The organism is Burkholderia sp. Bp9143 (assembly GCF_003853645.1).
GTDB lineage: Bacteria > Pseudomonadota > Gammaproteobacteria > Burkholderiales > Burkholderiaceae > Burkholderia.
In genome coordinates, this window is the sequence record NZ_QTPO01000009.1 from 1 (window position 1) to 25,841 (window position 25,841).

General features: G+C 60.9%; 22 protein-coding genes and 5 pseudogenes. 3 read left to right on the forward strand and 24 right to left on the reverse strand.

Annotated elements, in window-relative coordinates:
• The 12 genes and pseudogenes from DIE23_RS08505 to DIE23_RS08560 all read right to left on the reverse strand — a co-directional run.
• Positions 1-125 (reverse strand): annotated as a pseudogene (locus DIE23_RS08505) (formate dehydrogenase); the annotation flags it as partial.
• An 87-nt stretch (positions 126-212) separates the two neighbouring features.
• The gene (gene oxlT / locus DIE23_RS08510; RefSeq protein WP_124611861.1) at positions 213-1,490 is read right to left on the reverse strand and encodes an oxalate/formate MFS antiporter; all 1,278 of its coding nucleotides are present in this window, start codon (positions 1,488-1,490) and stop codon (positions 213-215) included.
• 319 nt (positions 1,491-1,809) lie between these two features.
• Positions 1,810-3,222, reverse strand: coding sequence for a pyruvate kinase (gene pyk / locus DIE23_RS08515; protein WP_124501251.1), 1,413 nt, complete (start codon positions 3,220-3,222; stop codon positions 1,810-1,812).
• Between the two features lie 120 nt (positions 3,223-3,342).
• The gene (locus DIE23_RS08520) at positions 3,343-4,734 is read right to left on the reverse strand and encodes an NAD(P)(+) transhydrogenase (Re/Si-specific) subunit beta (protein WP_124611720.1); all 1,392 of its coding nucleotides are present in this window, start codon (positions 4,732-4,734) and stop codon (positions 3,343-3,345) included.
• 1 nt (position 4,735) lies between these two features.
• Positions 4,736-6,331: a Re/Si-specific NAD(P)(+) transhydrogenase subunit alpha gene (locus tag DIE23_RS08525; RefSeq protein WP_124611721.1), complete on the reverse strand. Its 1,596-nt coding sequence runs from the start codon at positions 6,329-6,331 to the stop codon at positions 4,736-4,738.
• Position 6,332: 1 nt separating this feature from the next.
• Positions 6,333-7,112 carry a fumarylacetoacetate hydrolase family protein gene (locus DIE23_RS08530; RefSeq protein WP_124611722.1) on the reverse strand — a complete coding sequence of 260 codons (780 nt, stop codon included), beginning with the start codon at positions 7,110-7,112 and terminating at the stop codon, positions 6,333-6,335.
• A gap of 230 nt (positions 7,113-7,342) precedes the next feature.
• Positions 7,343-7,477, reverse strand: coding sequence for a hypothetical protein (locus tag DIE23_RS40035; RefSeq protein ID WP_260435999.1), 135 nt, complete (start codon positions 7,475-7,477; stop codon positions 7,343-7,345).
• A 157-nt stretch (positions 7,478-7,634) separates the two neighbouring features.
• Complete coding sequence (locus DIE23_RS08535) at positions 7,635-7,832, reverse strand: hypothetical protein (protein ID WP_260436000.1); 198 nt, start codon at positions 7,830-7,832, stop codon at positions 7,635-7,637.
• A gap of 259 nt (positions 7,833-8,091) precedes the next feature.
• Positions 8,092-9,342, reverse strand: coding sequence for a formyl-CoA transferase (gene frc, locus DIE23_RS08545; RefSeq protein WP_124611724.1), 1,251 nt, complete (start codon positions 9,340-9,342; stop codon positions 8,092-8,094).
• A gap of 31 nt (positions 9,343-9,373) precedes the next feature.
• Positions 9,374-11,119, reverse strand: coding sequence for an oxalyl-CoA decarboxylase (gene oxc, locus DIE23_RS08550; RefSeq protein ID WP_124611725.1), 1,746 nt, complete (start codon positions 11,117-11,119; stop codon positions 9,374-9,376).
• Between the two features lie 774 nt (positions 11,120-11,893).
• The gene (locus DIE23_RS08555) at positions 11,894-12,181 is read right to left on the reverse strand and encodes a transposase (protein WP_124611726.1); all 288 of its coding nucleotides are present in this window, start codon (positions 12,179-12,181) and stop codon (positions 11,894-11,896) included.
• 391 nt (positions 12,182-12,572) lie between these two features.
• Positions 12,573-12,794 (reverse strand): annotated as a pseudogene (locus DIE23_RS08560) (IS3 family transposase); the annotation flags it as partial.
• Between the two features lie 288 nt (positions 12,795-13,082).
• Between DIE23_RS08560 and DIE23_RS08565 the strand changes: the two are divergent.
• Complete coding sequence (locus DIE23_RS08565; RefSeq protein WP_260436001.1) at positions 13,083-14,792, forward strand: porin; 1,710 nt, start codon at positions 13,083-13,085, stop codon at positions 14,790-14,792.
• A gap of 422 nt (positions 14,793-15,214) precedes the next feature.
• Here DIE23_RS08565 and DIE23_RS08570 read toward each other — a convergent pair.
• From DIE23_RS08570 to oxlT (DIE23_RS08580), 3 genes and pseudogenes are all read right to left on the reverse strand, one after another.
• A pseudogene (locus tag DIE23_RS08570) lies at positions 15,215-15,584 on the reverse strand (aldehyde dehydrogenase family protein); the annotation flags it as partial.
• A gap of 130 nt (positions 15,585-15,714) precedes the next feature.
• A complete protein-coding gene (locus DIE23_RS08575) occupies positions 15,715-16,701 on the reverse strand; it encodes a LysR family transcriptional regulator (protein ID WP_260436002.1) in 987 nt (328 codons plus the stop codon).
• A gap of 31 nt (positions 16,702-16,732) precedes the next feature.
• The gene (gene oxlT / locus DIE23_RS08580) at positions 16,733-18,073 is read right to left on the reverse strand and encodes an oxalate/formate MFS antiporter (protein ID WP_124611727.1); all 1,341 of its coding nucleotides are present in this window, start codon (positions 18,071-18,073) and stop codon (positions 16,733-16,735) included.
• A gap of 346 nt (positions 18,074-18,419) precedes the next feature.
• Here oxlT (DIE23_RS08580) and DIE23_RS08585 point away from each other — a divergent pair, with 346 nt between their 5' ends.
• Together DIE23_RS08585 and DIE23_RS08590 are read left to right on the forward strand one after the other, a co-directional pair.
• Positions 18,420-19,364: a LysR family transcriptional regulator gene (locus DIE23_RS08585; protein ID WP_124611728.1), complete on the forward strand. Its 945-nt coding sequence runs from the start codon at positions 18,420-18,422 to the stop codon at positions 19,362-19,364.
• 98 nt (positions 19,365-19,462) lie between these two features.
• Positions 19,463-19,720, forward strand: a complete 258-nt coding sequence (locus DIE23_RS08590; RefSeq protein WP_124611729.1) for a hypothetical protein — start codon at positions 19,463-19,465, stop codon at positions 19,718-19,720.
• An 87-nt stretch (positions 19,721-19,807) separates the two neighbouring features.
• Here DIE23_RS08590 and DIE23_RS08595 read toward each other — a convergent pair whose 3' ends face one another.
• From DIE23_RS08595 to DIE23_RS08635, 9 genes and pseudogenes are all read right to left on the reverse strand, one after another.
• A complete protein-coding gene (locus DIE23_RS08595; RefSeq protein WP_124611730.1) occupies positions 19,808-20,365 on the reverse strand; it encodes an NADP transhydrogenase subunit beta in 558 nt (185 codons plus the stop codon).
• Between the two features lie 55 nt (positions 20,366-20,420).
• A pseudogene (locus tag DIE23_RS40045) lies at positions 20,421-20,590 on the reverse strand (formyl-CoA transferase); the annotation flags it as partial.
• A 306-nt stretch (positions 20,591-20,896) separates the two neighbouring features.
• Positions 20,897-21,577: a GntR family transcriptional regulator gene (locus tag DIE23_RS08605; protein WP_124501300.1), complete on the reverse strand. Its 681-nt coding sequence runs from the start codon at positions 21,575-21,577 to the stop codon at positions 20,897-20,899.
• A gap of 33 nt (positions 21,578-21,610) precedes the next feature.
• Complete coding sequence (locus tag DIE23_RS08610) at positions 21,611-21,826, reverse strand: hypothetical protein (RefSeq protein WP_124611731.1); 216 nt, start codon at positions 21,824-21,826, stop codon at positions 21,611-21,613.
• A 147-nt stretch (positions 21,827-21,973) separates the two neighbouring features.
• Positions 21,974-22,194, reverse strand: a pseudogene (locus DIE23_RS08615) (ketopantoate reductase C-terminal domain-containing protein); the annotation flags it as partial.
• A 40-nt stretch (positions 22,195-22,234) separates the two neighbouring features.
• The gene (frc, locus tag DIE23_RS08620; protein ID WP_124611732.1) at positions 22,235-23,482 is read right to left on the reverse strand and encodes a formyl-CoA transferase; all 1,248 of its coding nucleotides are present in this window, start codon (positions 23,480-23,482) and stop codon (positions 22,235-22,237) included.
• A 263-nt stretch (positions 23,483-23,745) separates the two neighbouring features.
• On the reverse strand, positions 23,746-23,961 hold the full coding sequence (locus DIE23_RS08625) for a hypothetical protein (protein ID WP_260436003.1): 216 nt from the start codon (positions 23,959-23,961) through the stop codon (positions 23,746-23,748).
• 152 nt (positions 23,962-24,113) lie between these two features.
• Entirely contained in the window at positions 24,114-24,548 is a 435-nt protein-coding gene (locus tag DIE23_RS08630) for a PAS domain S-box protein (RefSeq protein ID WP_124611733.1), read from the reverse strand.
• A 355-nt stretch (positions 24,549-24,903) separates the two neighbouring features.
• Positions 24,904-25,623, reverse strand: a complete 720-nt coding sequence (locus DIE23_RS08635; protein WP_124611734.1) for a GntR family transcriptional regulator — start codon at positions 25,621-25,623, stop codon at positions 24,904-24,906.
• Positions 25,624-25,841: the final 218 nt, after the last annotated feature.

Sequence of the window (25,841 nt, forward strand, 5' to 3'; positions counted from 1 at the left end):
TTCGCGAGCGGTGCGACGCAGCCTGCCGGCACGTAGCCTGCATCGTCCTGGATCGCATGCAGGATCGCGACGAGCGAACGCCCGCAGCTGACGTGCCGTTCAATCAACTCATCGAGATGAACCATGATCTCCTCCTGCGGAGCAGGCCTCGGGAAAACTTCGCTTACCTATCGGACACTGCGATCGATACGCGAGCGCACTTTCGGCCGCCCTCAATTGTGCGTCCCGCCAAGCGGCATCTGCATGCGCGTTGACAGCGCGTTTCCGGAATTCAAAATCCAGCGGCGCCGCATCGGATACAGAATGAACTTCGCCGACAGACCCGCCAACATCGAGATCGCCCCGAAGAAGACAAAGACCGCGCCCCACCCGCCGTGCATGGACAGCAGCGAAGCGACCGGCACCAGAATGGCGGCCGTCCCTTTTGCGGTGTAGAGCATGCCCGCGTTGCCGGCAGCATATTTGGCACCGAATGTGTCGGCGCAAGTCGCCGGAAAGTTCGAGAAGATGTCCCCGTAGCAAAGGAAAATGAGCGCGGAACACATCATGAACAGGTAGGGGTTGTGTCCGAAATACATCAGCCCCAGCAGCCCCAAGCCTTCACCTGTAAAGGTGATGAACATGGTGTTTTCACGGCCGATCCGGTCGGAGATGAAGCCGCACATCGGGCGTGTGAAGCCATTGCACAGATTGTTGATCGACAGCATCATCGTCAGCAGCGGCAATGTGACGCTCAGCACGCTCACCGGCATTGCCGCAAAACCATATTCCTTCGCGATCGGCCCGATTTGCGCGGTCGCAACGATGCCGCCCGAAGCGACGCAGACGAACATCGCGTACATCACCCAAAATAGCGGCGAGCGAACCATCTGCTTTCCGGTGTAGTCGGTCTTGGTTGCGACGACGCGCTTCAAACCGGCAGCATGAGCCGGCGGCTTCGGACGCACGAGCAACGTCGCAAGAAGCAGGATGCAGACGCCTTGGAGCACGCCGAAGAAGACAAACGCATGCTCGTACCCGGAACTCTGAATCATCCTGGATATCGGGATCACGGTCAGCGCTGCTCCGGCACCGAATCCAGCGGCCGTCAGGCCGGCGGCCAGGCCACGCTTGTCCGGAAACCACTTGAGCGCAGTGCCCACACAGGTTCCGTAGACGCACCCTGCTCCGATGCCGGATATGACAGCGGCAACGTAAAGCACCGGCAAACTCGGCGCGTACGCATCGAGAATCCAGCCCAGCGCCGCGCATATCGAGCCTCCGATCACGACCGGACGGGGCCCGAACCTGTCGACCAGCCAACCTTCAACAGGTACCAGCCAGGTCTCGGTGACGACAAAAATGGAAAACGCCAACTGAATGGCCGCCTGCCCCCAGTGATGCCTGGCATCCATCGGGACGACAAAGAGGGTCCACGCGTACTGCAGGTTGGCGATCAGACCCATGCAGACTATGCCTGCTGCCAGCTGGACCCAACGGTTATGCCGCATAGACGTATAGCCGCTGAAGGCCGCGTAGGTTTGCGTCACGTTTTCTGTCTCCGTCTGTTGATTTATTCGCCTGCTCAACACAAGCTCTGCCTACCTGTTGCCCTGTCCGGGGCAACGCACTCACTCAAGCGCATCCGGAGATCGACATGCACGATGTAAAACATGGTGCTCGATGCTATCCATTAATAAAAGTTAATAATATTTATCGTATCGGTTAGACATCCGTTATATATACGGATACCGCAATGGCGAAATCGTCTTGCACTTCGTTGATGGCGCCCCTGGGCGACGTGCCGAAGAAGCAGTCCGCCACATTGAGTCACACTCTCGCAATCCGCAACATGTTAGTGCTGCCCGGCTCGCCAAAGGGCATGCCGGCAACGATAGCCACCTGATCGCCGGAACTGGCCAAGCCCTGTCCCATAGCGATGCCGCACGCGGCACTCACGATCTCGTCAACGGTTTCGACGTCAGGGCTGACCGTGGAGTGCACGCCCCACGCCAACGCAAGCCGCCGCGCCGTCGACAGCTTCGGCGTGATGCTCAGAATCGGGGCGCTCGGGCGCTGCCGAGCAGCCCGCAGGCTGGTGTGCCCGGAAGTCGTATAGGTAACCGTGGCGACCGCGGAGATTGTCTGCGCGACGTCCCGAAGGGCCGCACAGATCGCGTCCCCGGGCGTATGCAGAGGAAGTTCGTGCTGTGCGTCGAGCAGGCTCCGATAAAGGGGATCACGCTCCACCTCCTGGATGATCCGGTCCATTATCTCGACGGCCTCGACGGGATAACCGCCGCTGGCCGATTCCGCGGACAGCATGACGGCATCCGCGCCGTCGTAGATCGCCGTCGCAACGTCCGATGCCTCGGCACGCGTGGGTACCGGTGCAGATATCATCGATTCGAGCATCTGCGTCGCGATGATCACGGGCTTGCCACGACTACGGCATGAGCGAAGAATGCGCTTCTGCACGCCGGGCACGCGCTCCGGGGGAAGCTCGACGCCGAGGTCGCCGCGCGCGACCATCACGGCATCAGCCGCGCTCACGATCTCGTCGAGCCGATCCAGCGCAGCGGGTTTCTCGAGCTTGACCATGAGTCCCGCGCGCTCGCCGATGAGCGCGCGCGCATCGATCAGGTCTTCCGGTTGCTGCACGAACGACAGCGCAATCCAGTCGGCGCCGAGCGACAACGCAAATTCCAGATCGACCCGATCTTTCCGGGTCAGCACGGGAATCGGCAATAGGGTGTCGGGAACGTTCACCCCCTTGCGATCCGACAAGACTCCGCCGTGTGTCACGCACGTGCTGATGCACTCGCCGTCGTTGTCGATCACTTCCAGTCGCAGTTTGCCGTCGTCGAGAAGAAGCGACTGTCCCGCCGCAACCACTTCGAACAGTTCAGGATGAGGCAAGTGAACGCGGCCGACGTCACCGTGGGCCGGGTTGCGATCGAGCGCGAAGCGGCTGCCCGCTGCGAGCGTAACCTTGCCGGCAGCGAACGTGCCAACGCGCAGTTTCGGCCCTTGCATATCGGCCAGCACCGAAATGGGTCTGCCCGTCGCACGTTCGACCTCACGCACGAGCTCATGGCGTCGCCGATGATCCTCGTGCGAGCCGTGGCTGAAATTCAGGCGGAACACATCCACGCCGGCCCGAAACAGCTTCGTAACCGTCTGCAGATCGGAAGTTGCGGGACCCAGCGTGGCAACAATCTTGGCTTTACGACTACGGAGCATGATCGATCACTCGTATGAAATGAATGGTTGGCAACACAGCTGGCGGCGCACCCAACCGGCCACGCCGCGCCCCGCCCTGGACTCAGCGACAACGGAGCCCCATTGCCATCGCACTGCCGCTCAAGCATCCAGTTGCTTGAGCAGCGCGTCGACGCTTCCTTTCGCGTCGCCGAACAGCATCCGTGTGTTTTCCTTATAGAACAGCGGGTTTTCCACGCCGGCATAGCCGGTGGCCATGCTGCGCTTGGACACGATCACCGTGCGCGCCTTCCACACTTCAAGCACCGGCATTCCGGCAATCGGGCTGGTCGGATCCTCGAGTGCGCCGGGATTGACGATGTCGTTCGCACCAATCACGAGCGCTACGTCCGCACCAGCAAAATCGTCATTGATTTCATCCATCTCGAGCACGATGTCATACGGTACCTTCGCTTCAGCCAACAGCACGTTCATGTGCCCCGGAAGTCGACCGGCGACAGGATGAATGCCGAAGCGCACACGCACGCCTGACGCCTGCAGCTTGCGCGTGATTTCGCTGATCGTCGCTTGTGCCTGCGCGACAGCCATGCCGTAGCCGGGCACGATGATGACGTCCGACGCGTCGCGCAGCATGGCGCCGACTTCGTCGACGCTCGCCGACACAATCTCCCCCTCGACTTGCGCCACGCCAGCGCCGCTCGATGCGCCGAACCCGCCAAGAATGACGGACAAGAAGCTGCGGTTCATCGCACGGCACATGATGTAGCTCAGAATCGCGCCACTTGACCCGACAAGCGCCCCCGTCGTAATCAGCAGATCGTTGTCGAGCATGAAGCCCGTTGCCGCGGCGGCCCATCCGGAGTAGCTGTTCAGCATCGAGACGACGACGGGCATGTCCGCCCCGCCAATTGCCATCACCAGATGCACGCCAAGCGCCATGGCGAGAACGATCATCGTCAAGAGTGCGAATAGCCCGGCTTCACTCGAAGACGCGCTCAAGAAGCGGTAGCCCAGCACAACACAAAGCGCAACGACGACGATATTGAGCAAGTGACGCCCCGGCAAGACAAGCGGCTTGCCGCCAATCGTGCCCTGCAGCTTCAGACAAGCGACGATCGAGCCCGCGAACGTCACCATCCCGATCAACGCGCCGAGATAGATCTCGCACTCGTGGATCGTGCGTTGCACGCTATCGAGTCCCGCGACGGGCGCCAGATAGCTGTTCACGGCCGTGATCACAGCCGCGAGCCCCACGAAGCTGTGCAGGATCGCGACCAGCTGAGGCATCTGCGTCATCTCCACACGCCGGGCGAGCAGCGCACCGAGTGCTGCGCCCGCCGCGGATGAGACGAGCACGATTTCGAGACTGACAGCCGGTGCGATCAAGAGCGTCGCCGCTACCGCGATCAACATGCCGAACATGCCGTATAGATTGCCGCGGCGCGCCGTGAGCGGATGACTGAGTCCGCGCAAGCTCAGGACGAACAGCGTACTCGCTCCGAGATACGCAACGCTGCCGATTCCGTTCAACATTTCACTCTCCCGATTGATCGCGCTGGAACATTTTCAACATCCGCTGCGTGACGAGAAATCCGCCGGCGATGTTAATCGATGCCATAAAGAGCGCAACGCCGCCAAGCGTCGTAACGAGCGGCTTTGAGCTTCCAAGCTGGAGCAACGCGCCGATAACGATGATGCCGCTGATCGCGTTCGTCACGCTCATCAGCGGCGTGTGCAGCGCGGGCGTCACATTCCAGACCACCTGGTACCCGACAAACACGGCCAGCACGAAGACCGTCAGATGCGCAACGAACGACGGAGGCGCGACGGCGCCCAACGCAAGCAATGCGATGGCAGCGACGACGACGAGCGCGAATTTGCCCACGCCGGGCCCGCGGCTCGAATCCTCCCGCCCGCGCGCCTTCTCCTGATTCGCGGCCTGCTTCGACGGCTTCGGCGCATGTGCCGCAATCGCAGGCTGCTTCGGCGCGGGTGGTGGCCACGTGATCGCCCCACGGTTGACAACGGTCACGCCGCGCATGACATCGTCATCGATGTTGATTTGCAAGACTCCGTCTTTCCCTGGCGTGAGATCGGTCAGCAGATGACGGATGTTGGTTGCATAGAGCTGGCTCGACTGGGTCGCCATGCGGCTCGGAAGATCGGTGTAGCCGATAATCGTCACGCCACCCACCGAAACCACCTCGCCAGGTCTTGTCAGTTCGCAGTTTCCGCCCTGCTCGGACGCCATGTCGACGATCACGCTGCCAGAGCGCATCGACGCCACCATCTCGGCCGTAATGAGCTTCGGTGCCGGCTTGCCGGGAATCAGCGCCGTCGTCACGATGACGTCGATTTCCTTCGCCTGCTCTGCAAAGAGCAACATTTCCGCTTCGATGTAGCGCGCACTCATTTGCTTCGCGTAGCCGCCACTGCCGCTGCCTTCCTCCTCGATATCGACCGTGAGGAACTCCGCACCCATGCTTTGCACCTGCTCCTCGACGTCGGGTCGCGTATCAAACGCACGCACGATAGCGCCAAGCCCTCGCGCGGTGCCGATTGCGGCGAGTCCTGCGACGCCCGCACCGATCACCATCACTTTCGCCGGCGGCATCTTTCCGGCCGCGGTGATCTGTCCGGTAAACAAGCGCCCGAAGTGATTTGCGGCCTCGATGACGGCGCGATAACCGGCCATGTTCGCCATCGAGCTCAGCGCATCAAGCTTTTGCGCGCGCGAGATGCGCGGTACGCAATCCATCGCCAGCACGTTCGTGCCACGAGCGGCGAACTGCTGAAGCAAGGCGGGATTCTGTGCCGGCCAGATGAAGCCGATTAGCGTGGCGCCCGGTTTGACGAGCGTCGCCTCATCGACGGCAAGCGCAGGATGACACTCGGGCGGACGCACCTTGATGACGACATCGGCACCAGCCCATAACGCGCGCGAATCGGCGACAATCTGCGCGCCTGCCGCACGATAGGCGTCGTCATCGAACGATGCGGCGGCACCCGCGCCCGCCTCGACGTTCACGGCATACCCGAGCTTGATCAATTCGCCGACCGATTGAGGCGTCGCCGCGACGCGGCGTTCCCCTGCATGCACCTCGCGCGGCACTGCGATCGTTGTTGCCATCTCATCCTCTCGCGGAAAGGACATTCGAGAGCGAGCCGATCTCATCGATCGACACCGTCACGGTCGAGCCGTCCTTGATGGACCCGACGCCTAACGACGTTCCACATGCTATGACGTCGCCGGGCATGAGCGTCATGTCATGCGAAAGCATGCTGACCTGCTGGGCCGGCGAAAATATCATGTCGTCGAGCCGATAGTTCTGCCGCTCGGTATCGTCGACGTGCGTCGTCACCCTCGCAGCGCGCCAGTCGAAGTCGCATCGAATCGCGGGTCCGATGCAACTGAACGTGTCGAAGCCTTTCGCGCGACACCATTGCACGAAGTTGGGATCCTCGTTCAAGAGTTCGATCGCCGTGACGTCGTTGATGCACGTGTAGCCGAAGATGTATTGCTCGGCCTCTTCGACGGACACGTTGCTACAGCGCGTTCCTATCACGATCCCGAGCTCGCCCTCGTAAGCAACCTTGCCGTGATAATTGGCAGGGCGTCTAATCTGCTCGCCAGGCCCGATCACGGACATCGGTGGCTTGATGAGAAAGAGCGGATGAGTTGGCGGCGCCTTGTCGAGCTTTGCGGCGAGTGCGTAGAAGTTGTTCCACAATGCGATGACCTTGCTCGGGATGCACGGGCTCAACCGCGTGACGTCATCCAATGGGTGGCGCGCACCGGTCGGTTCGGCATCGCCGAACATGTCGCCTCGATACTCGGCGACGCAGTCGTCTTCGAGCAAGCCGAAGCCGACACTTCCGTTCGCCGCCTGAAAGCGTATCCACGATGTCATCGGGGTCTCCTGGATGTATGAATCATTGATTAAGAATGGAATTCGCATACAGCGTGCTAGAGCCCTGCAAAGGCGATGACCACTCCGCATACGGTCATTTCGCGCAAGGCACCCGAAAATACTCAACGTCTTCGGGCGTGAACCCGAGCGCTATCACGACCTCGTCGGTATGCCCGGCGAGCAGCTCTTCGCGGAGTGGGGCCGAGTTCTGCAGGCCAGCGGGGTGAAGCTCAAACATTGCCCGCGCCGGTCCGTTCTACCGTGATCACATTCACGCCGAACGAGGGCAGATGCTGCGCGCGGTACGCGCCGGACAGCACATGTACGAAATCGCGGGTGCGCACACTACTCAATGTCTCGCTCACTTCCTGTCTCCCCACCTTGTTTGTCTGCATCAGGGCCGCGTCCGCTCTGGCGTGCCGGCCTGTCATGTCGGTCAGCCTCCCTATTCCGGCTGCCTCAATTTAATATGTATTACTATGTATTTTGCGAATGCCGCATCGTGAGAAAAGATCGCAGCGACTAGGTCGATGCGTTGCCCAATCGCACGAGTGCGACTGCAACGCGCCGCGCGGCGGCAAGTGCCGCGGCCTCGCTCTCGAACACGGCGTCGTCGTCGACGCGCCGATACGGCAGCGGGCTCATCTGCATCTCGCCTTCGTCTTCGGCGCCGCGGACCGCCGCATACGCGGTCCATCCGCCGTTCTCGATGAGCTGCATCGCAAACAGTTCGAACCGATATGGTCCCAGGAATTCCACATGCATCGCATGTCCCCTTCTTTCGCTCGATCTCTCGTCGATCGCCGCGCCGCGCCTGCTCCACTCTGCAGCACGCGGCATCAGACCCCGACGCGAGCCTCCAGTTCGGTAAGTCTCTTGCGCAAACTCCGCACTTCCTGAAAGCGGCTTGTTTTGTCGCGAATCACTTCGCCGGCGCCCGCGATGTCGCCCGCCGCGAAGTCAAGCGGCGGGCGGACGATCAGACCGTCTTCGTCTCGCGCAACTGGAAGATCTGCTCCTTGCTATAGCCGAGGCCGAGCAAGATATCCTCCGTATGCTCGCCGAGTAGCGGCGACGACGTGATTTCCGGCTTCAGATCGGAGAACTTGATCGGACTGCCGACCGTCAGGTACTTGCCGCGCACCGGATGATCGACCTCGACAATCGAGCCGCTCTTGCGCAGCGACTCGTCCGCGGCGAGCTCCTTCATGCTGAGCACGGGCGAGCACGGAATGTCGAACTCTCGCAGGATATCGACGGCCTCGAACTTGGTCTTGTTCGCGAGCCAGTCCTCGATCGTCTTGAAGATGTCGAAGATGTGCGGCTGGCGTGCGCGTGGGGTGTTGTACGCGGGATCGTCAATCCACTCTGGCTTGCCGATCGCGCGGCAGATCGGCTCCCATGCATGGTCCTGCACGGTGAAGTAGATGTAGGCGTTCGGATCGCTCTCCCAACCCTTGCACTTGAGCACCCAGCCCGGCTGGCCGCCTCCGCCCGCGTTGCCGCCGCGCGGCACGACGTCGCTGAACGTGCCGTGCGGGTATTGCGGATACTCCTCCAGATGGCCGACGCGGTCGAGGCGCTGCTGATCGCGCAACTTCACGCGGCAGAGGTTCAGCACCGCATCCTGCATCGACACGGCAACCTTCTGGCCCTTACCCGTCTTGTCGCGGCCGATCAACGCAGTCAGGATGCCGATCGCGAGGTGCATGCCCGTGTTGCTGTCGCCGAGCGCGGCCGCGCTCACGGTCGGCGGACCGTCCCAGAAACCCGTCGTCGATGCGGCGCCGCCCGCGCACTGCGCGACGTTCTCGTAGACCTTCAGGTCCGAGTAGTGGTGCCCGTCGCTGAAGCCCTTGACCGACGCAACAATCATCTTCGGGTTTAGCTCACTGATGCGCTCCCACGAGAAACCCATTCTGTCGAGTGCGCCGGGGCCGAAGTTCTCGACGAGCACGTCCGACTGGCGGATCAGCTTTTCGAGCACCTCCTTGCCCTCCTGCGTTTTCGTGTTGAGGCTCAGCGAGCGCTTGTTACTGTTGAGCATCGTGAAGTACAGCGCGTCCGCTTCCGGAATGTCGCGCAACTGGTTGCGCGTCACGTCGCCCGAGCCGGGGCGTTCGACCTTGATCACATCGGCGCCGAACCAGGCCAGAAGCTGCGTGCACGCCGGGCCCGCCTGCACGTGCGTGAAATCGATGATCTTGATGCCGTCGAGGGGATTGCTCACGTCTTTTCTCCTGATAGGTTACCCGGATGGATTACTTCTTCATCGCCGCGCTTTGGGGATTGAGATTCGTCAGGCGGCCGCTTTCAGTGCCGGCTGCTTCGTCGATGACCGCATTGACAAGGGTCGGCTTGCCCGATCGGATCGCCTCCGTCACCGCCTTTTCGAGCTCCTCCGGCGTCGTGACGTGATGGCCGATGCCACCGAAGGCCTCCATCATCTTGTCGTAGCGCGCACCCTTGACGAACACCGTCGGCGCGACGTCGGCGCCCCCCGACGGGTTAACGTCCGTGCCGCGATAGACGCCGTTATTGTTGAAGATGACCGTGCAGACGGGCAGGTTATAGCGGCAGATCGTCTCGATCTCCATGCCGCAGAAGCCGAACGCGCTATCGCCCTCGATCGCGAGCACCGGCTTGCCGGTCTCGACCGCCGCGGCGACCGCAAAGCCCATGCCGATACCCATGATTCCCCACGTCCCGCAATCGAGACGCTTGCGCGGTTCGTACATGTCGATCACGGCGCGGCCGTAGTCGAGCGTGTTCGCGCCTTCGTTGACGACCGTCATCGACGGGTTCGCCTTCACGATGTCGCGCAACACTCGCAGCGCGCTGTGGAAGCTCATCGGCGACGGGTTCTTCGCGAGCGTCTCTGCCATCTTCGCGAGGTTCTTGTTCCTTCGCCCGGCGACAGCCTCGAGCCATTCATCGCTCGGTTTCGGAAAGCCGGTCGCGACACCGTCGAGGAGCGCCTTCACGCATGAGTGGATATCCCCGACGACGGGGGCCGCGATCTGTACGTTGCTGTCCATCTCGGTCGGCGAGATGTCGATCTGCACGATTTGCTTCGGCGTGCCGCCCCAGGTCTTGCCCTTGCCGTGAGCGAGCAGCCAGTTGAGGCGCGCGCCGATGAGTAGCACGGTGTCGCACTCGGCGAGCACATACGAGCGCGCGGCCGCAGCCGATTGCGGATGCGTGTCGGGCAGCAGGCCCTTCGCCATCGACATCGGCAGGAACGGAATACCCGTTTTCTCGACGAGTGCGCGGATTTCGCCGTCGGCGCGCGAATATGCCGCCCCCTTGCCCAGCAGGATGAGCGGACGCTTTGCGCGCTTCAGCACTTCGAGCGCACGCTGCACCGAATCCGGTGCGGGCAGCTGGCGCGGCGCCGCGTCGATCACACGCACCAGCGAGCGGCGCGCCTTCTCGGTTTCCATCGCCTGCGACAGCAGCTTGGCCGGCAGATCGAGATAGACGCCGCCGGGGCGGCCCGACACCGCCGCGCGGATCGCGCGCGCGATCCCGATGCCGATGTCCTCCACGTGCAGCACACGGAACGCCGCCTTCGCGTGCGGCTTCGCGATGTTGAGCTGATCCATCTCCTCATAGTCACCCTGCTGCAGATCGACGATCTCGCGTTCGCTCGAGCCACTGATGAGAATCATCGGGAAGCAGTTCGTCGTCGCATTGGCCAGCGCCGTGAGGCCGTTGAGGAAGCCGGGGGCCGAGACGGTCAGGCACACCCCGGGCTTCTGCGTCAGGTAGCCCGCGGCCGCAGCTGCGTGGCCTGCGTTCTGCTCATGACGAAAGCTGATCACGCGCAGGCCTTCGGCCTGCGCGAGCCGTGCGAGATCGGTGATCGGAATGCCTGGCAAACCGTAGATCGTCTCGATGTCGTTCATCTTCAACGCGTCGATGACGAGATGGAATCCATCGGTCATCGATGCGGCTTCTTGTGCCGGGCGGGTTTCCACTGGAGTGGTCCCAACGACTTCTGCCATGTCATGTCTCCTGGGGGCAAATGGTGGTCTTGTTGGTATATGGTATATCACATATTGAATGTGTCAACAGCTATTTTGAGCCGCGCCAGGAGCCCGCGCGGCGGAACCCGCCTCGCGGGCCCGCCGTTGCGGAGCCAGTCAGGAAAGGCCTTGTTGATGTGTATGCGGTCGGCGGACATCGGGCACGCCTCGCAGTCACTCTGCGCGATCCTCATCCGGCGGATCGCAGTTGGTATACGCCCCTTTTTTATTTGCGTTTTAAACATTGCATATCACATATCAAAAGGATTTATAGAAGGACCGTGCTGTGGGGGCATGTGGACCGGAAAGTGCAGCCAAGAAGGGCGTGGCCAAGAACACGGCGCAACTGTTCAGCCTGTTCGCGTTGGGCAGCTCGGAGCCAGGCCTTCCATTCCCGCTCCATGCAAACCGCCCGCTCTCGAACCTCGGCCCCCCCTATGCCTTTGCCCGGGCCCCGGATAGTGACCGCGCTGCAGGACTCCATCCGGATCACGGCGAATACATTGCGATGTAGCGCCTGAGAGGTATTCGAGTTCGCCCGCGGCCGGCCGGACCTTTCGCTATCCTTACCTGTTGCGTCTTCGACTACCAAGTCAATTCATGCCGAGCTGCAAGCCTTCTGCTTTCGCGGGACTTCAGGAATCCGTCGCCATTCTCGTACGGACGGGCGTGTAAGACGGATCGAACTGCGCGCCCCTGGCCAGTCCGGCCCACAGAATTCGTGCGCGCTTGTTGGCCACCGCGATCAGAGCCTTAAAACCCAACGCGTGCCCGCGACTGGACGATCCAGCGCGAGAGTCGGTCGTTGCGTCGGTGGGCCGTCAGGACCGCAGAGCGTGCGCCCTGAAACAGCAGGGTTCTCAGATAGGCGTCCCCTTGTTTTGTGATGCGCCCGAGCCCAGACTTGCCGCCGCTGCTGTTCTGTTTGGGCACGATGCCCAACCATGCGGCCATCTGCCGGCCGTTCTTGAATTGCCGCGCGTCGACCACCGTTGCTACTGCAGCCGATGCCGTCAGCCGGCCGACGCCGCATACGCCCATGCAACGTTGGGCTTGCGGGTCGTGAGCGGCGTGTTCCGCGATCTGCCTTTCAAGCCACGAAATTTGCTTATCCAGCGACTGCCATTACGTGCAGCCACGCATTAACGCCTGGCGCGCCGGCCCAGCCAGCTCGTTGCTTCCGTCCTCGACGCGCTCGCCGAATTGCTTGCCAACGAGTCAATGCCTTGCGGCAGGAGCACGCCGAACTCGGCCAGCACCCGACGATGCCGATCTGGCGATCGGGGAGGTCCTTACCAATTCGGATCATGACTGCGACTGGGGGCGAGAATCATGCCGGGCCTGGCTGGCAAAAGCCCCAACTATCGGGGCGTGAAGATAGTAGCGGGGAGAAACTTGCTCTGTCTGAGCGTGGCTTCATTCCCTCGAGGGTTGGTGGAGTTGGACGACGTTGCATCAGCAGACCATGCGTGTGCATGATGCGATAGATGCGCTTCGCATTGAACGGAACCTGTCCGGCAGCAATGCGTTCATTGCGCGGCGAGCCCCACACCCGGCGATAGCCATAGCTGGGCAAATCGCCGACGACTCGGCGGATTTCTTCGACCACGCTCGCATCGTCGGTCTGCCGCGATTGACGGCCATCGCGCCACGTGGTGTTAGTCAAAAACACAGTCTTATGCCTACCCACTAGTTTAAGTGAGTGGCCATGTCCGGTGTTTCAGGGGGCTGCTCCGGTTGGAGCCTCCCCCCCAACCCGGGCGACACAGATGTCAAAAGTGATCGTTACCATAAGAAAGATTTAATTTCCTTCTTTGGACCTCGTCCGTAGAGTCTTCCCTGCATTAGCCCATCATGAAGAGACGCCCTGGTTTCACGGATTCGTCTCTTTCTAAATTATTACACAGTAGGCCTAAATAAATATCAGGTCTGGAGACAATACATGAAACTGGTTACTCGCCTATCTGTAGGTGAAGGCATCCTCTTGCTTGCAGGTTTGACCACTGGAGGATGCGGTCGCGCCTACGCCCAGGCCCTCCCTGACTCACAAACGATGGAGGTTCAGGAGCTACGCCAGGAACTTGCAATCATAAGCAAGCGGCTAGACGAACTGACCACGAACCGCTCCAGACCAGGCACTCAAAGCGCACTACAGAATCAGAAGCAGTCCTCTGTGCAAAATGCAGACGCATCGCATTCACCCGTGCGGTCCGGAGTCACCTATGCTGAAGCGCCCGCGGCCGCGTCGAGCACGGCCGCCGAGGCGAGCGGTTCGAGCTGGGGCAACGGCATGCCCTCGCGTCTCAAGGAAATCCTGACCGCCCTCGGCAACATGGAATTCTATGGAGACCTGAATCTTTCCGCTGACTACGCAACCAAAGGCCTGAAAAGCTCTTACGTGCGCCCCGATGGCACTAGAGTCTTTCCGCAAGGCAATATGGGCTGGCAGCCGGACATTTCATCGAACCTGTCGTATCTCGGCGTGCGTGGAAAACATAACATCGGGTCGTTGCCATTCGCGTTCGTCTACCAGTTGGAAACGCAGATCGACGTCTCCGCGACGGCGGGCACGGCCAACTCGAACTCCGCGCAGGACTCGACGGTGAAAGGCGCGTTGACTTCGAGAAACAGCTTCCTCGGCTTGTCGTCCCCGTCTTGGGGCGCGCTGAAAATTGGTAAAACCGACGCGCCATACAAGACCTCGACGCAACGCATGAACCCGTTCTCCGGCATGCCCGGCGATTACGCGACCATCATGGGCAACACGGGTGGCGACAATCGTGTGGAGTTCGGCACACGCCTCGATCATGCGATCTGGTACGAGTCTCCGAATTTCAACGGTTTCACGTTCAATGCGCTCGTTTCCCCCGGTCAGAATCGCGGATTCGAGAATTCGACCCAAGCCGCAGGCGAATCCAACTGTACCGGCGGCAACATACCCGGCAGCGGCGGCGGCCCTGTCGCCTGTAACGACGGCAGCTTTGGATCGGCGTACAGCGCGAACATCGCATACACGCGCGGCCCTCTCTACGTTACTGCGGCGTATGAATTGCACCGCAGCGTCAATCGGTCCGGGGACGTCACCAACACGCCAGCCGCCGCCGCGTCCGCTGACGGCACCGATCCCAATGACGTGGGCAACGAATGGGCGCTCAAGGTCGGTGCGCAATATGCGTTTCCGACGGGCACCACGATCAACGGCATCTACGAATGGATGCGCCGGAAAATCCCTTCCTATCTCGAGACACAGAACGAACGTAGCCGAAACGGGTTCTGGATTTCGGTGACGCAGGCCATCACATCGGCAGACTCCGCGAGTATCGGTTGGGCCCATGCTGGTCGCTCGCCCGGCGACCCCGGCCAACACAACACAGCGCCGGCGGATCCCAACGCGCTCGGGATTCCCAATCCGTCGAATGCCGCCAACATGTTCGCATTCCTGTATCGACACGCGTTCGACAAGCATTTGTCGGTCTATGCCAACTACGCGTTGGTGATCAACCAGGCCAATGCACACTATGCGATCGGCGCGGGCGGTAGAAGTGTCACTTACGACTGCCACGACGGCAGTTCCGTCTCGGCGGGTGCGCCTTTCTGCTACGCCGGCGGGCACCAGATGGCCCTCTCCGTGGGTGTCGACTACAAGTTCTGAGCGCGCCGGGAGACCGGCAGCAAACAGGTGGTGGCGCGCCAGGCAAAACTGGCGCGATCGCAGGTCACATCACGTACGAAAAGGTCGTGCCGGAACCAGCATGTCAGCGCAATTGCGAACCAGCGGGTCGTGGATGGTATCGACACCCACAATTGCATTTGACCTTCGACAAGCGCCGCTGCGGGAAAGCCGCACGCCGGGATCTGTGGGAGAGGTGTCGGGCAACCGGCACCTCTCCCATACCAGGTCCCCTACGATGAAGAAGTAGCAATCCCCATTGACCCCGACACATGCGCAGGCCGCCGGCAGGCAGTCAGCCATTGCGGGTAGGCGTCATGGCGCCGGGGATGATCGCCGCCATGACGCCAGTGAGGACGTGGTTGTCGGGGAACGCGGCGCCCTACTCGCCGAATCCGAAGTTCGACAATCGCCCCGACCACGAAAACGGGCTTGCGCATCGTGTACGTGAGCGCATCGGGATGCACGAGCACCACTTGGCCGTTGATCTTGTCGCACCAGCCCCGCGTAGTGGGCGAGCGTGCCGATGGCGGCGGGTACATCCTGGCGAATGGCGGCCGCAAGGGGCTTGCCTGCGTCGAGACGCTCGAGCGCAACGATTGCATCCCGGCACTTGCGCAAAAGTTCGGAGAATCGCATCAGGATGAGTCCGCGCTCCGCCGTGCATATGCCGCTCCGCGCATTCAGCGCGACGATCTCAATCGGTTCTTCCGTGGCGGTGTTTAGAATGGCAGAGTATTCGCCCGTGCCGGGCGCTCGCCGCTTTCCGTCGATAAGGAGGTCATGTCGCCTGAGATCGCATCAGTGTCGATCGCGTACACATTGCGAATGGCGATATTGTGCGTCTCGAACCGTTGGCAGAACCGCGCCTGTCCGCGCTTACGACGCTCGCATCAATGCGTCGTCATCGGGGGACGAGCGGCATCAGTTCGTCTGCTGCTTCCTGTCGTATCGGATTGCAGGTGCTGCGTTGCGTCTGGCGCGCGCCGCTGCGCGGGGCCTGGGAATTCCCGTCGGCAAGCAGCGACCACACAGCGTCGGCATTGGGACGCAGCGAGCGGTGGCGGCGGCGCACGAGCATGGTCGTCACCGATACTTCCGGCACGAGCGGACGTGCGACGAGCGATGACGGCAGAGTCGACGCACGTGTGTCGATGGGCAGCACGCCGATGCCGAGGCCCAGTTCGATCATGCGCAATGCGGTGGCGACATGCGCGCACTCGTTGGTGCGTTGCGCGCCGACGCGATGCGTATTGAGCGTGCGCTCCGTCATATTGCGCGTGCCGGCTTCTGCGTTGAGCGTGACGAGCGGCGTGTCGCGCAATGCGTCCCAGCACAGCGCGGCGCCGGATGCGAGCGGATGCGCATGCGGCAATACGGCACAAAGCGGCGTCGAGGCCAGAGCTTGCGCATGAAAGGCGTCGGTGCCTGCGAAGTTTGCATCGCACAGGACGCCGAAATCGACTGCGTCCTGCTCGACAGCGGCGAGTACCGCGTGTTGCGGCTGTTCCTTCGCGGTGACGATCAGACCAGGGAAAGCCGCAGCACAACGCGTAAGCCACTCGGGCAACCCGCCCGACGAGAGCATGGAATCGCACGCGAAGACGACGAACCCCGTAGGTTCTTCAAGTGCGGCTCGCACGTCGCGCAGCGTCATTTCGAATTCTTCGATCAGATGCCCGATGCGTCGTTCGAGCCGGGAGCCCGCTGTGGTCAGCTCTACCTGACGCGTGGTGCGATCGAAGAGGCGCAGTGCGATAGCCTCTTCGAGTTCGCGCACGCACCGGCTCGCGGCCGACTGTGTCAAATCGAACTCGCGCGCCGCGCGAGTGAAACTCCGCTGGCGCGCGACGGCGATGAACACCTTCAATTGCTGCAGCGTTACGTTCATGTGTTCAGGTCCACACTCGCTGATGCGAACTTTATTCGCCAGTCTGTTCCGGCCAGTGACGCAGGCCTGGTCCGCTTGCCGCGAGTTCCGGCACGCGTTCGTCACACTTCTCATTCGTTGAAGCGATCCAGCGTGCGCGCATCGGCGCGAGAATGAATTTCGCCGACACGCCTGCCCCAATCGTGATTACCGCCGACACGATGAACACGAGATTCCACCCGCCCGTCGTGGCGAGCACCGAAGCGATCGGCACGACGAGCGACGCCGTACCCTTCGCCGTATAAAGCGTGCCCGCGTTCGCCGCGGCGTACTTGCTGCCGAACGTATCGGCGCAAAGCGCCGGGAAGATCGAGAAGATCTCGCCCCAGAACAGGAAGATCAGTGCTGCGAATGTCATGAACGCATAGGGGTTCTGGCCATATTGCATCAAGCCCAGCAGCGCAAGCCCTTCACCGATAAAGATCGCGAACATCGTGTTTTCTCGGCCGATCTTGTCGGAAATGAAGCCGCACAGCGGACGCGTGAAGCCGTTGCAGATGTTGTCGATCGACAGCGTCATCGTGAGCAGCGGCAGCGTCATGCCGAAGAGACTCATCGGTAACTTGGCGAGCCCCCAGTCCTTGGCAATCGGACCAAGTTGCGCCGTCGCCATCAGGCCACCTGCCGCCACCGCGACAAACGACGCGTAGATCACCCAGAACACCGGCGCCTTGATCATCTGACCCGGCGTATAGTCCGTTTTCGTGACAGCGAATTTGCGCTTGGCAGGCGGCGCTTTTGCGGTGTCGGGCTTTCTCAGCATCAACGCGAGCAGGAAAATGCACACACCTTGCAGAATGCCGAAGAACAGGAACGTGTGCTCGTAACCTGAGCGCGTAATCATGTTTGCGATCGGAATCACTGTGACCGCCGCGCCCGCGCCGAAGCCCGCCGCCGTCAGGCCTGCGGCGAGGCCGCGCTTGTCCGGAAACCACTTGAGCGCGTTGCCGACGCAGGTGCCATACACGCCGCCCGCACCGATACCGGCGATGACGGACGCTATATAGAGTTCGGGAAGCGTCGTCGCAAACGAGTTCATCACCCACGCAAGCCCTACGCAGATCGCACCGCCCGCCACGACAGGCTTCGGACCGAAGCGGTCGACGAGCCACCCTTCCACCGGTACCAGCCACGTCTCGGTGAGAATGAAGATCGAGAATGCGAGCTGAACTTCAGCTTGCCCCCAATGATGCTTTGCACTCATCGGCGCGACGAACAACGTCCACGCATATTGCAGGTTGGCGACGAGCGCCATACACAGGATGCCGAATGCTAGCTGCCACCAGCGGCTGCGCCAAAACGCTACCGGTGCTTGCTGAGAAATGCTGTTCATGTACCTGTCTCCGCCATCTATATTTAGGGTAGCCGACCAAAAAGCCGGTCTGTATGCATGCCGCCTTATCGTTGCGTCCCGATCGGACCGCGTCGGGTGTATTTCGCAACGCAAGTTCAAGCGCTTCTTTATAAAAGCCTTTAATCTGATTTACCGGTTCATTGCTCGGACGAATAGACGCTTGCAGGTCATTTTTTCTCGATTTCACCGCAGGGCTTTTTTTCAGCGTTAACCCGATACTCACGCGCTCTATCGTCCATTGCAGAATTCATCCTAGGGTCTCTGCTGAATTACCGATAATTAAAGTTTGTTACCATGAGGATTCATCTTCGCTTATACATCCACCATGACGATGCGTAACGCCACCCTGCGCCAGCTGAAAGTGTTCGAGACGGTGGCGCGGCACCTCAGCTTCTCGCGCGCGGCCGAGGAACTGCACCTCACGCAGCCCGCCGTCTCCACCCAGGTCAAGCAACTCGAGGAGCACGCTGGCCTGCCGCTCTTCGAACAGCTCGGGAAAAAGATCTATCTGACGCCAGCGGGCACGGAAATGCTCCACTACAGCCGAGCGATCATTCAGCAGTTTCATGAAGTGGATGAAGCGATGGGCCAGTTGAAAGGCATCTCGGGCGGCAAGCTGAACGTCGCGGCCATCAGCGCGGGCGACTACTTCTTTCCGCGGCTGCTCGCCGAATTCACGCGACGCTATACGGGTGTCGAACTGAACCTTGCAGTGCACAACCGCGAGGAACTGCTGCACCAGCTGGCAACCAATCAGACCGATCTCGCGGTAATGGTGCGGCCGCCACAAGAAATGGATTCGATCAACGAGGCGTTCGCGCCGCATCCGTATGTGATTGTGGCAGCGCCCACGCATCCACTTGCCAGCAAGCGCAACATCAAGATCAGCCAGCTCGCGAGCGAAGCGTTCGTCGTGCGCGAACGTGGCTCGGACACGTGGAATTCGATGGAAGAGGGCTTTGCGGGGCGCCTCACGAACCTCAACATCGCGATGGAGATCAAGAGCACGGAGACGATCAAGCAGGCCGTGATTGCAGGCATGGGCATCGCGTTTCTGTCCGCACATACCATCAGCCTCGAATTGCAGCTCGGGCATCTCGCCGTGCTCGATGTCGAAGGCTTTCCGGTGATGCTCAACTGGTATGTCGTTCATCGCAAGAACAAGCGGCTGCCGCCTGTGGCGGTTGCGTTCAAGCGCTTTTTGCTGGAAGAAGGTGCTGATCTGATCGAGCAGATCACGCACGTGAATCAATTGACTGTCCATAGATGACACGCTATGGAATGCCAATGAAAATTTAATTATTGTGTCTTCACCGCGACCTCTATGCTTCTTCCGAGCCACATCACTCGACCGCTTGGGATATCGCGATGAATCAATCTGCCGATTTGCACAATGAAGCGTTGTTGAGCGCCTATAACGCCGCGTTCAGCGATCTGGGCTTACGCTTTCGCTGGACCCAGGACACGCTCGATTTCTTCGACGGCGTCAGCAATGAACCTGCACGAATTACGGCCTACATCGAGCGCTTTCATTCGCATCTGCTCAGCGCCTATGACGCCGCTTTTCTCGTGCAACTGATTTTCGACCGGAAAAACCAGCTCTATCGCGAGCCCATGGCTCGATGACGCACAATTGCAGTTCATTCGTGATTCTCTCGACCTCCGCGCTCGCGAACCTGATGGTTCGCGACGCAGTTGCCGCTATGTGTTTCGTCAGCGTCGCTTTGCCTGATGGCGTTGGCGGCTACGCACGCGCATCGTTGCATGTGTCATTTGCGCGTTCCGCGCAGAGGATGCGCAGCGCGGCTGTGCACGGCGCGGATTGATCGACCACGTCCAGTGCTGCGTGAAATCGTCTGCAGGCTGCAGATGCGAAGGATCGCCGTCCCACGCGAGGCGCAACGTCGCGCTGCGTCGTGGTGACATGCCGCAATGCGCGGGCGCGCGCGCGTGATGCTCATGCATGGTCAGCATCACATGCGCGCCCAACGCGGCGGCCAGCAGGCTCACCGCGAACAGCGCTACGATTCCAGGCGTTTGCGCAGGCTCGTTGACGAAAGCATAACCAATCCAGACACACAATCCGAGCGCGACCATATCGATGACCTTGTCGCCGGGTGCACCTTGCCGCATGTTTCGCCTGCCATGCGTCAGCCGGTTGACGAGCACTATTGCCGTTATCGCAATCACCAACGCGCCCGCGAAAACAAACACACAAAGTTCCAGGCGCTCAAGCCCCGACCACGTGATGAAGCTAGCCCAGTCCGGCATGCAACCTCCTCCTCGCTTCGTGCATTCGCTGTTGTTGCGTTCCGTTACTCGCTCGGATCGCGCCGCGCGCTCTGAGCGCGTCGATCGGCGAATAGCCGAGTTCTGCCATCACTTCATCCGTGTGCTCGTCGAGCACGGGCGAACGCGCGTCACCTACGTCGGACTGTCCGTCAGCTTGATCGGGTTGCCCGCTGTCAGGTGCCTGTTGCGCACTGGAACCGACACTCAATACAGTATGTGATATAACAGATCCTCGCAAGTGCTTTCACCCACACTTGGGGGAGTCCCGGAGAACACTTCAGCCCCTTTCCCATCGGGCCTTGCGAATGCAACTTCGGCGCCCAAGCCGTCAAAGCGGAAGATTTGGCGCAGCGTCCGAAGGACGCGCGCGCACAAAGAAGCCCGGTGGCCGGCTTCATCGCCTGACGAGCGCGCCGGACGATGCGGCCCGTCAGGCGATAAAAAAAGCCGGCGGACCTTCGGGTCTGCCGGCCTTCGGCTTCAACGGGGGGTTGACGGAGCGCAGAGCGCTCAGTCGAGAAAATCGCAATTTGACTCGACAAACGCGGCAAGCCCGAGCGAGTGATCGCGCACCAGACGCTCCGCCAGTTCGGTATCGCGCTTTTCCAGCGCCTCGATGATCCGCAAATGGTCGACGATCGACCGCGACGCGCGGTCGCTCTGAGAAATCGTCATGCGGCGAATTGCGCGCACATGAATGAAGATGTTCTTGATCGTGTCAAGAATGATCTGCGACTTCGACAGTTCGACAATCGCCTGATGGAACGCGATGTTCGCATCCGAGTACTCGGTGATATGCTCGGCAGGCGTCGAGTCACGGAACTGGTCGAACATGTGGCGCAGTTTCGCGATCTCTTCGTCAGTTGCGTGCTGCGTGGCAAGACGTGCGGCCATGCTTTCGAGCGCGGCCCACATCTGGATCATTTCGACGATCTCACGCTTGCTCTTGCGCACGATGTAGATGCCGCGCCGCGGAACCATGCGCAGAAAACCGTCCTGCTCGAGCAGCGTCATTGCCTCGCGAACGGGCGTGCGGCTCACACCGAGCGATTCGCTCAGCACGCGCTCGTCGAGACGAATCTCTTCGCGCGACGCGTAAATGTCGGCATCCGCGATGGCCTGGCGCAACATCGCGTAGGCCTGATCGCGGAGGCTGGCGCTATTCCCGATTGGATGCAGCGCCAGAGGCAGGTTCAGAACAGGAGTATTCACTACCAGGTTCGCTTAGTTCGACGAGCCGATTGCGCCCATCACTGCTCCAACGCGCGCGTCGTTCGGCATGGCCTCATGCCCGGTTGCGGCTTCGAGACCGACATAACGGCCGTGCTTCGACGCAAGTTCGGCGACATGCAGCGGCACCCAAGAGGTCAACAGCACGGTTGCGGCCGAACCCAGGCCCACGAGAGCGACGGCAAAGATTGCAAGCGACACGAGATCCATGAGTTGCTCCAGCCAATTGATGATTGAATGACTCAATCATATGCTGCGTCGCGACATGAATCAAGCATCTTGTATTTAGTATATCAGATACTGTTGTTCAAGCACCACAACAACTCCAAAGCACGGATATTCGGTGCGGAGCCGCGATTACGGGAGGGTCCGATCGATATTACGCTTTTTTCCGCCCGCAAGCGCAATCTCCTGCACCACCATCAGCAGCGGTGAATCAATTTCCATCATACGTCCGGCCTCGAGATCCTGCAGCATCGCCGTCTTGTGCGCGCCCACCGCGCTCGCGCCGTTGACACGCCTTTCCACGGCACACGGAAGTGCACGGCGAAGCGATCGGCCATGGCCTTCGCCTCCAGTCGGGAGCTTCAGTCCTCGGCTGTTCGTTCGCTTGCTCGTTCAGATCGCACCGCACGCTCTGAGCGCGTCGATCTGTGCCGGCGAATAGCCGAGTTCGACCATCACCTCGTCCGTATGCTCGCCGAGCAATGGCGAGCGCGTTACCTCCGTCGGGCTGTCGGACAGCTTGATCGGGTTTCCAACCGTCAGGTACTTGCCCCGCACCGGATGATCGACCTCGACGATCGTGCCCGTCCTGCGCAGCGATTCGTCTTCAGCGATCTCCTTCATCGACAGGATCGGCCCGCACGGAATGTTGTGCTGGTTAAGGATCGCCATCGCATCCAACTTCGTCTTCGTCTTCGTCCAGCGCTCGATCTCCGCGAAGATCTCCTTCAACCGCGGCAGCCGCGCGCCGGGCGTGGCGTACTCCGGGTCCGTCGCCCACTCTTCCCTGCCAATCACGTTACAGATCTTCACCCACACCGGCGCCTGCGTAATGAAGTAGATGTACGCGTTCGGATCGTGCTCCCAGCCCTTGCATTTCAGGATCCATCCCGGCTGTCCGCCGCCTGACGCATTGCCCGCCCGCGGCACCGCCTCGCCGAATGCGCCGTTCGGATACTGCGGATACTCCTTCATCACGCCCGTGCGCTCCAGACGCTGCTGGTCGCGCAACTTCACGCGGCACAGGTTCAGCACGCCGTCCTGCATCGCCGCGAGCACCTTCTGCCCACGGCCCGTTATCGTGCGCTGATACAACGCCGTCACGATGCCCAGCGCCAGATGCAGGCCCGTGCCGCTGTCGCCGATCTGAGCACCTGTCACCACCGGTGGGCCGTCGTCGAAACCCGTCGTCGACGCCGCGCCGCCCACGCACTGCGCGACGTTCTCATAGACCTTGCAGTCCTCGTACGGCCCTGGACCGAAGCCCTTCACCGACGCGACGATCATCTGCGGATTCAGTTCCTGGATGTGCTCCCACGTGAAGCCCATCCGGTCCAGCGCGCCCGGCGCGAAGTTCTCCACCAGCACGTCGCACTTCCGGATCAGCGCTTCCAGCACCAGCTTGCCTTCCGGGTGCTTCGCGTCGATCGTCACCGAACGCTTGTTGTGGTTGAGCATCGTGAAGTACAAGCTGTCGGCATCGGGAACGTCGCGCAGTTGTTCACGCGTGATGTCGCCCGCGCCTGCGCGTTCGACCTTGATGACGTCCGCCCCGAACCACGCGAGCAGTTGCGTGCAGGTCGGCCCCGACTGCACGTGCGTGAAATCGAGAATGCGCACACCGTCGAGTGCTTTGCTCATGCTACATCTCCCATCGTTGATTGCTGTTCGCCGCTGACGCTTTTCGTGCCAGTCCGGACTCACCTTACCCAGGCCAGACACATGTGATATGTGATATATCGTATTTACAGCATGACGTTTGAGCAAGCTTTTTCCGGCGATTTCCGATGAGGGCAAACCCTTATTGGCCGCACCGATACTCAACCCGCGCTGAAGACGCGCCCCACCCGCGACGCGCTGCGCCCGAAAGACAATTGCGATGACCGGTGCCCTCGCGGAGAGCGTCAAGTGACCGACGCGGCCGCGAGTGTTGTCGTCAACGTGCTTCCTGTCCGATCAATGGAACGACGACGTGCGCAGCCGCGATAGCCGCGGTTGCGCTTGCGAATACGGTGAGATCGATGGCCTGTTGATAGGGCAAGAAGGGGCGCATGCGCGCCGTCATCGAGTTTGCGGACGGCGGCGCAGGCGACCCAATCGCCGCTGTGAATGAACTGCATGGCCGACAATTCGAGTTGACACCGCACACGTGTTTCTACACGCGTCGATGTTCTCCGTGCTGATCGTCGCAACAACGTTCGACGTGATATTGACTGCGCAAGTACAAAGGCGGCGTGCATGCCGCCCAGGTTCGATCGCCCGGAACGACACGTCAGGCGCTGACGCGTGCCTCCAGTTCCGCGATGCGCTTGCGCAGATTTCGGTCTTCCAGGAAGCGCGCGCTTTCGTCACGAATCACCGCGACGATGCCCGTCAGTTCGTGCTCGTCCGAATACAAGAGTGCGACCGTAAAAGCGATCGACAGTGCGCGGCCGTCCTTGTGAACCGCGGGCACTCGAAGGACGTCGTTGCCATAGCGCGTCTGCCCGGTCGCCATCGTCTTTTCGTAGCCTTCCCAATGGCGCCCGCGCAGACGTTCGGGAATGATCAGGTCCAGCGAATTGCCGAGCGCTTCTTCCGGCGTGAAGCCGAACATGCGTTCTGCTGCGGGATTCCACATCGTAATCGCGCCGCTCCTGTCCGAGATCACGACGGCATCGCCGATCGCGTTCACCAGTTGTTGATAGTCAATGATAGCTGCTTGCATAGTTGGGCTCGTGCGTCATATGGATACCGCTCAGTGAAAAACAGCGCCCGCCTGGACGCCATTCGAGTGACTCCGTTCGTTCGCATCGCACGGCGTCATGTCCGGGAACTTGATTCAGTTCCTCACCCCATCTGCCATGATGTCGCCTCCTTGGCCAAGAGTGCCGCGCGACGTAATATACAATATTCCATACACCGTATTAGTCAATGACTTCTTGCAGATGCCTGTCCATGCTGCTGCATCGCACAAGGTCGCCAGGGCTTTGTGTATGAGGAGTGTCGGCGATCGGATCGCGCACTGCACATGCGCCGGCACGGGATAGTCCCGGGGTTGCCGTGCGGGTGTGAGGACAGCCTCAGTCCAGAAAATCGCAATGCGCTTCGACGTACTGCGCGAGATCGAGCGAGTGCTGACGCACGAGCGTTTCGACGCGCTCGGTATCGCGCGCCTCGAGCGCTTCGATGATGCGCATGTGATCTTCGATCGAACGCGACGCGCGGTCGCTTTGCGCGATCGTCATGCGGCGTATCGCGCGCACGTGCATGATGATGTTATTGATCGTGTCGAGGATGATCTGCGAGCCGGACAATTCGACAAGCGCCTGATGGAACGCGATGTTCACCTCCGAGTACTCCTCGATGTGATCGGTCGGTGCAGCCCGGCTGAACTGATCGAACATGGCCCGCAGGCGCGCAATATTCTCGTTCGACGCGCGCAGCGTCGCGAGGCGTGCCGCCACGCTTTCCAGCGCGGCCCACATGCAGATCATCTCGACTATCTCTTTCTTCGTCTTGCGCAGGATATAGACGCCGCGGCGCGGCACCGTGCGCAGAAAGCCTTCCTGCTCGAGCAGCGTCATCGCTTCACGCACTGGCGTGCGGCTCACGCCGAGCGCCTCGGTCAATTCCTTTTCATCGAGACGTACCTCTTCATGCGAGTGATAGATGTCGGTATCCGCGATCGCCTGCTTGAGTCGCACATACGCCTGGTCGCGCAGCGATGCCGTCGCGCTGATCGGCGTGAGGTTCAGGCTCAACGGGACCGCGCGGACATTCTCTGGCGTGTCGGTGGACATGGTCGACGTATCTCCTCGTTGTCGATTACGGTGATGGTCCGCTCGATCGTGGGCCGGATAGGCGCGGTCGTTTGGCCTCGCATTTCTCTACTTGCATATTCACAATACTGTATATCACATGTTCTCCTGACACCAGCGCCCCTGCACTCTGGTTTGCCGCACCCACTCCATAAGTGTTAATGAATAGTTTTTACAGAAAACTTTAACTATCGTGAATT